Genomic DNA, 6,922 nt, shown 5'->3' on the forward strand with positions numbered 1-6,922 from the left:
ACCTCTGTGACAGGACAGCCGCCGCCCATGTGACATGCACCGGCAGAGGACGAAACGGGCCGCGAGGAAGGCCTGATCCCGCGCCATGGCTGCGCTCGGAGCCACCGGCCCGGTAGGCTTTCCGTGTGATCTTCAAGCGCATCGGAAACAGTCGGCCGTACCCCGACCACGGCCGGGAAAGCACCCGCCAGTGGGCGGACGTCGCCCCTCGCCCGGTACGTCTTGACCAGCTGGTGACCACCAAGCAGCAGCTCGACCTCGAAACGCTGCTCGCGGAGGACTCGACCTTCTACGGCGACCTCTTCGCCCACGTCGTGAAGTGGCAGGGCGACCTGTACCTCGAGGACGGTCTGCACCGCGCCGTGCGCGCCGCGCTCCAGCAGCGCCAGGTGCTGCACGCACGCGTGCTCGAACTCGACTGAGCCGCCCGGCGCGCGCCCCGGCGCATGAATTGGCCCTTTCGGGTTGGGGCGCCCGCACGCCATTGATCATCTAGTAGGCAGCGGCTTCCGCCCGCACTACGCTGCGCCCATGAGCATGCTCACCCCTCCTGGCATGGGCGGAAAGTATCGCATCACGGGACGGCGCTTCCCTCATATGCGCCGCTCGAGGAACCCCCGCAGGATCGTGCTCGCCGTGACCGCAGTGGTCGTCGTCCTGGGGCTGGGCGGCTGGGGAACGGTCCAGCTCGTCGACGTCTTCTCCGGCGGTGGCGGCTCGCCCCAGGCGGCGGCGCAGCGTCCGGGCGACTGCGACAAGTCCAAGCGGGGCGATCACGCGGATGCCGGCTCGGCCAAGCACCCGGCCAAGCGAACCGTCCCGCGCGAGGATCTCCCCGGCCCCGGTGACATCACCGTCAACGTCTACAACGCCACCCCGCGCGCCCGTCTCGCCCAGACCACGGCGGACGAACTGAAGCAGCGCGGCTTCAAGATCGGCAAGGTCGGCAACGCACCGGCCGAGTACGACAAGAAAGTCACCGGCACCGCACTGGTGCTGGGCTCCCCCGACTCCGCCGACGGGGCGGCGAAGGTGCTGGGCGATCAGTTCGGCGGCGGGACGGAGGTCAGGAGCGACGTCCGCAAGGGCGACGACATCGACCTGATCATCGGGACGGGCTTCAAGGAGCTCACCCCGCAGCGGGGCGGTGCCTCACCGTCCGCCACGCCCTCGGCGACACCGTCGCCCTCCGCCACTGCCTCCGGCTCGAAGTGTTGACGGCCGGTCAGCCCGCCGTGCCGTACATCCGGTCGCCCGCGTCGCCGAGACCCGGGACGATGTAGCCGTTCTCGTTGAGCCGCTCGTCCACGGAGGCGGTGACCACGGTCACCGGCGCGCCCGCGAGCTCGCGCTCCATGACCTCGACGCCCTCGGGGGCGGCCAGCAGGCAGATCGCGGTGACGTCGTCCGCGCCGCGCGTGATCAGCTCGTTGATCGCCGCGACGAGGGTGCCGCCGGTGGCGAGCATCGGGTCCAGCACGTACACCTGACGGCCCGAGAGGTCGTCGGGCATCCGGGTCGCGTAGGTCTCCGCCTTGAGGGTCTCCTCGTTGCGGATCATGCCCAGGAAGCCGACCTCGGCCGTGGGCAGCAGCCGGACCATGCCGTCGAGCATGCCGAGACCGGCGCGCAGGATCGGCACCACGAGCGGGCGCGGGTGGGAGAGCTTGACACCGGTGGTCGCGGTCACGGGCGACTCGATGTCGACCTGCTCGGTGCGCACGTCGCGCGTCGCCTCGTAGGCGAGCAGGGTGACCAGCTCGTCGGAGAGACGCCGGAAGGTCGGGGAGTCCGTGCGCTTGTCGCGCAGGGTGGTGAGCTTGTGGGCCACGAGGGGGTGGTCGACGACGTGCATCCGCATGACATCGACATTAACCGAGTTTTCGGGCACCGGCTCCCGTCCGTGCGGTGGCATCAAACCACCGCTTAGGGGGAAAGTGGGCACGTACGCCCGGTCTGCCCCTCCGGGCGAGACATCGGCGCGAGGTGGTGCTGCCCATGGCCGACCGCAAACGACGAGACCCCGGGGACCGGGCCGACGGCACGACGGACCCCGCCCAGGCGAAGTCCGCCGAACCCGAGGCTCCGGAGACCGACGCGGAGCGCAGGCACCGGAGGGCACAGTTCCTCCGCGAGCTGAACGAGGCCCGCGAGCTGCGCGACAGGGTGCAGCCGCGCCGGGCCAGGGCCGCCCGTATGCGCCAGCAGATGCGGATGCGTACGTTCCGCTGGTGACGCGACGGCCGCCATCCGGGTTGGCGTGAGCCTCATCTCCCCGGACCGGCACACGACGCAGCGCGGAAGACCTCTCGCGACGGCGAGGTTTCTGCCACGATTCCGAGTGGGCGGGGCGCTGCCCCGTCCGACCCGGCACCGCCTATGACCAGTGGGAGAGTCACGGTGTACTTCGCCGCACTGCTCGCGCGCACCGAAGACGGGTGGCAAGCGAGCGACACAGACCTCGACAACGTGGAAACCCCGTCCGACCTCGCCGACCTGGCCCGCGAGGCCGCTGTCGACGACGACACGGTCCTGGTGCTCATCGAGCAGGAGGACTCCTGGTTCGGCATCATCCGGGTGGACGGCGAGGAGGACCCCCGCGTCTTCATCTCGGACGCCACCGCCGCCGCCCGCAGCTCCTACGGTGCCCTGCTCGTCGACGAGCTGCTCGGCCGGGACAAGGCCCAGGACGACGACCTCGACTCCCTCGACCTCGACGGCACCGAGGACGGCGAGCCCGAGACCGAGGAGCGCGACGACGAGCCGGAGGCCGAGGAGGCCGCGCCGAGCGGCCCGCTGGGCGACTCCCGTCTCCTCGACGACGTCGGGGTGGGCGAGAAACAGCTGCTCGCACTCGAGGGGGACGCCCTGGGCGAGATCGCCGACGCGCTCGGCTGCACCGACGTCCTGGAGGCCGTCCGCTGAACCCTCCCGGCGGGCTCGCTCACACTGGTGCCATGAACGAAGCCGTCGACGACCACGATCCCGTGCGTGCCCCGTGGCACGCCCCGATGCGGGCGGCCCTCGAGGAGGCCGTCCGCGCCCCGGACACCGGCGATGTGCCGGTCGGAGCCGTCGTGCTGGCCCCCGACGGCTCCGTCATCGGCCGCGGCCGCAACGAGCGCGAGGCGGCCGGTGACCCGACCGGCCACGCGGAGGTGGTGGCGATCCGCGAGGCCGCACGGGCCGTGGGCGAATGGCGGCTCTCCGGCTGCACGTTGGTCGTGACGCTGGAGCCGTGCACGATGTGCGCGGGCGCCATCGTCCTGTCCCGCCTCGAGCGGGTCGTCTACGGCGCGGTGGACGAGAAGGCGGGCGCGGTCGGCTCGTTGTGGGACGTCGTACGTGACCGACGTCTCAACCACCGGCCCGAAGTGATCTCCGGGGTCCTCGCCGACGAGTGTTCCGCGCTCCTCACGCGCTTCTTCCGCACCCGCTGACCCCCGGGGCCCCGGGTCCCGGCCCGGAACCCGTTTAGGAGCACGGCCCGGCGTCCGCTAGGATTCCTCTCGGTAGCGTGTCCGAGCGGCCGAAGGAGCACGCCTCGAAAGCGTGTGAGGGGGCAACTCCTCCGTGGGTTCAAATCCCACCGCTACCGCCAGCAAGCCGCCCCTGACCTGCGGAAACGTGGTCGGGGGCGGCTTTTTTCATGCCGCCATGCACGTCATGCAGGATGGGCGGCGTGCAGCTCTCGATCCTCGGCCAGGTGACGGCATCCGCCGCCGGGCGGCCCCTCCCCCTCGGCGGTTCCCGCGTCCGCGCCCTGCTCGGGCTCCTCGCCCTCGAGCCCGGCCGGACCGTGCCGGCCGAGCGGCTGGTCGACGCCCTGTGGGGCGACGAGCCGCCGGCGAAGCCCCGCAACGCCCTGGCGACGCTCGCCAAACGGCTGCGGGCGGCGCTCGGCGATCCGGAGCTGGTGCGGGGCGGGACCGTCGGCTACGCGCTCGCGGTGGAGCCCGGTGCCGTCGACGCGGTGCGGTTCGCCGGGCTCGCCGAACAGGGCGGCACCGCCCTGGCCTCGGGCGACCACGAGGGCGCCGCGGCGGTGCTCGAGGAGGCGCTCGCCCTGTGGCGGGGCCCGGTCGCACTGGCGGACGTGGCCGACGCCGCCCCGTACGCGGGCCCGGCGGCGGCCCGGCTGACCGAACTCCGGCTGCGGGCGGTGGAACAGCTCGCCGCCGCGCACCTCGCCGCGGGGCACTACCCGCAGGTCCTCGACGTGCTCGCCGCGGACCGCGAGGCGCACCCGCTGCGCGAGGGCCTCGCGGCGCTGGCCGTACGGGCGTTGGCCGGGGCCGGCCGGCAGTCCGACGCGCTCGACGCGTACGAGCGCACCCGGCGTCTGCTCGCCGACGAGCTCGGCGTCGACCCCTCGCCCGAACTCGCCGCCGCCCAGCTGGCCGTGCTGCGCGGCGAACTCCCGCAGCCCGTAAGGGCCGAGCGGAAGCAGGTCAACACCGTCCGTCGGCCGCTCACCGGCTTCGTCGGGCGGGAGGGCGAACTCGTACGGCTGCGCGAGCTGTTGGCGGGCTCCCGGCTGGTGTGCCTGGTCGGGCCGGGCGGGGCGGGCAAGACCCGGCTCGCCGTGGAGTGCGCCGCCGGTGTCCGGGCGATGGACGTCCGGATGGTCGAACTGGCCGCGGTCACCGACCCGGCGCAGGTGCCGTACGCGGTCCTGGCCACGCTCGACGTCCGCGACACCGTGCTGCAGCGCGAGGACGGCGACGCCTCGGATCCCCTGGACCGGCTGGTCCAGGCGTTCTCCGGGCGGCGGTCGCTGCTGGTCGTCGACAACTGCGAGCAGGTCGTCGAGGCCGTCGCGGAGCTCGTGGACCAGCTCCTCGCCCGCTGTCCGGAGCTGCGCGTGCTGGCCACCAGCCGTGAGCCGCTGGGCATCGCCGGTGAGCAGCTGTGCCCCGTGCCGCCGCTCGAACCGGCCGGCGCCGTGGAGCTGTTCGCCCAGCGCGCGGCCGGCGTCCGGCCCGGCTTCACGGTGGACGCGGACAACGCCGACGCCGTCACCGCGATCTGCACCCGGCTCGACGGCATGCCGCTGGCCATCGAACTCGCCGCCGCCAGAGCCCGGGTGCTCACACCCCGGCAGATAGCCGACCGGCTGGACGACCGGTTCCGGCTGCTCACCGGCGGCAGCCGGACGGCCCTGCCCCGCCAGCAGACCCTGCGGGCCGTGGTCGCCTGGAGCTGGGACCTGATGACCGGGGAGGAGGCCGAAGCCGCCCGCAGATTCTCGGTGTTCGCCGGATCGGCGGGCATCGAGGACGCCGAGCGGGTGTGCGGCGAGGACAGCCTCGACGTCCTTCTGTCACTCACCGGCAAGTCGATCCTGGAGACCCGGGACGACGGCCGGCTGCGGATGCTCGAGACGATCCGCGTGTACGCCGCCGAACGCCTCGCGGAGGCGGGCGAGGAGCGGGAGTGGCGGCTGCGGCACGCCCGGCACTTCACCGGGCTGGCCGAGGAGGCCGAGCCCGCCCTGCGCACCCGTGCACAGCTGGAGTGGATCGACCGCCTCGTCACCGAGCACGACAACTGCGCCGCCGCCCTGCGCAGCACGATCGAACTGGGCGATGCCGTACTCGCGTTGCGTCTGTGCGCGGCGCTGGGCTGGCTGTGGTGGCTGCGCGGCCAGCGCGACGACGCCGCGCAGTGGGCGGGGCGGGTGCTCGAACTCGCCGGGCCCGCGGCGCCCGACGGGGCGGTACGGGCGTACGCCGCCTGCCGGATCGCCTCCCGGCTCGGGGACTTCGCGCACCCCGCGGACTTCACCGCCGCTGTCGCCGGGTCGCCGGAGTGGGCGGTCACCTTCGCCGACGAGTTCGACGCCCTCGCGGACCGGGCCGCGGAGGAAGGGCCCGTCCACCCGCTGCTGCTGATCTCCGGTGCCTCCGTCGCCGCCCTCGCGGGCCGGCGGGACCGGGCCCTCGAACTCCTCGACGGCCACGCCCGGTCCGCCGACCCGTGGCTCGCCGCCACCGCCCGGCTCGTGCGGGGCGGCCTGCGCATGCACGAGCGGCAGCCGGAGCCCGCCGTCCCCGACCTGGAGGCCGCCGCCGATGCCTTCCGGCGGCTCGGCGAGCGCTGGGGCCTGAGCCAGGCACTCCAACTCCTCATCCGCCACCGGGCACTTCGGGGTGGCGGGCTGGCCACGGCCGGTACGCTCATGACCGAGGCGGACGCCCTGATCACCGACTGGCTCGGCGCCGACGAGATCGTCGCCACGCTGCTGCGGCACGCGTATCTGCGGCTGCGCGAGGAGGATCTCGACGGCGCGGCGGGCGACGTGGAGCGCGCCGCCGCCGCGACGGCCACCGCGGGCCACGCGGTCCAGGTGCGGCTCGCCCGGGCGGCGGTCGATGCGCGCCGCGGCGACTTCGCGGCGGCGCTGCCGGCGTTCGAGCGGGGGCTGGCCGAGTTGGAGGCGAGCGGTGCGGAGCCCGTGTCCACGGTCTTCTTCCGCGTCAACCACGGCCGGGCGCTCGGCGCTCACGGCTCGCACCGGGCGGCGGTGGCGTGTTTCCGTGAAGCGCTGCGGGCGCTCGGGCCCGTGCCGTACAGCCCCCTGCGGATCATGGCCCTCCTGGGGTTCGCCGCCACGGCCGTCGCGGCCGGTGCGTACGAACCGGCCGCCGTCGTCTTCGGCGGCTGCGCCGCGCTCTTCGGCGTCGGCCAGGGCGGCCCGGACAGCGTCCGCGCGAGGGAGCGGGCGCGGGAGGGGCTGGGGGATGCGGGGTTCGCGGTGGCGGTGGCGCGGGGTGAGGAGTTGGGGTTGGGGGAGCTGCTCGCGTTCGTGGACGGGGTGGAGCTGTAGCCCCTGCCCCGCCCTTTCACCGTTTCCTCCGGGGGGCAAGCCCCCGGGCCCCCGAAAACACGCCTCGCTCGGTTTTTCTCCAACGCCAGACAG

Annotated in this window: 7 protein-coding genes and 1 tRNA gene; 7 read left to right on the forward strand and 1 reads right to left on the reverse strand. The window is 73.7% G+C overall.

Translation table 11 applies throughout. The features are described 5' to 3' along the window. The first annotated feature begins 125 nt into the window (after positions 1-125). The gene (locus tag ACV530_RS13290) at positions 126-422 is read left to right on the forward strand and encodes a type II toxin-antitoxin system VapB family antitoxin (RefSeq protein WP_494332591.1); all 297 of its coding nucleotides are present in this window, start codon (positions 126-128) and stop codon (positions 420-422) included. 109 nt (positions 423-531) lie between these two features. Then, positions 532-1,218 (forward strand): LytR C-terminal domain-containing protein, encoded by a 687-nt coding sequence (locus tag ACV530_RS13295; protein ID WP_494332592.1) that lies wholly within the window; start codon positions 532-534, stop codon positions 1,216-1,218. Between the two features lie 7 nt (positions 1,219-1,225). Here ACV530_RS13295 and upp read toward each other — a convergent pair whose 3' ends face one another. After that, complete coding sequence (gene upp / locus ACV530_RS13300; protein WP_494332593.1) at positions 1,226-1,861, reverse strand: uracil phosphoribosyltransferase; 636 nt, start codon at positions 1,859-1,861, stop codon at positions 1,226-1,228. 137 nt (positions 1,862-1,998) lie between these two features. On the opposite strand from upp, the gene ACV530_RS13305 reads away from it, so the two are divergent. The 5 genes from ACV530_RS13305 to ACV530_RS13325 all read left to right on the forward strand — a co-directional run bounded on the left by ACV530_RS13305 (position 1,999) and on the right by ACV530_RS13325 (position 6,829). Further along, entirely contained in the window at positions 1,999-2,235 is a 237-nt protein-coding gene (locus ACV530_RS13305) for a hypothetical protein (RefSeq protein WP_494332594.1), read from the forward strand. A 144-nt stretch (positions 2,236-2,379) separates the two neighbouring features. Further along, complete coding sequence (locus ACV530_RS13310; RefSeq protein ID WP_494332595.1) at positions 2,380-2,925, forward strand: tRNA adenosine deaminase-associated protein; 546 nt, start codon at positions 2,380-2,382, stop codon at positions 2,923-2,925. A gap of 32 nt (positions 2,926-2,957) precedes the next feature. Further along, positions 2,958-3,440: a tRNA adenosine(34) deaminase TadA gene (tadA, locus tag ACV530_RS13315; protein WP_494332596.1), complete on the forward strand. Its 483-nt coding sequence runs from the start codon at positions 2,958-2,960 to the stop codon at positions 3,438-3,440. Between the two features lie 71 nt (positions 3,441-3,511). Continuing rightward, positions 3,512-3,601, forward strand: a tRNA-Ser gene (locus ACV530_RS13320). An 81-nt stretch (positions 3,602-3,682) separates the two neighbouring features. Continuing rightward, positions 3,683-6,829, forward strand: coding sequence for an AfsR/SARP family transcriptional regulator (locus ACV530_RS13325; protein ID WP_494332597.1), 3,147 nt, complete (start codon positions 3,683-3,685; stop codon positions 6,827-6,829). Positions 6,830-6,922 lie beyond the last annotated feature (93 nt).

The sequence above is a fragment of the Streptomyces sp. SX-6 genome (assembly GCF_059089585.1).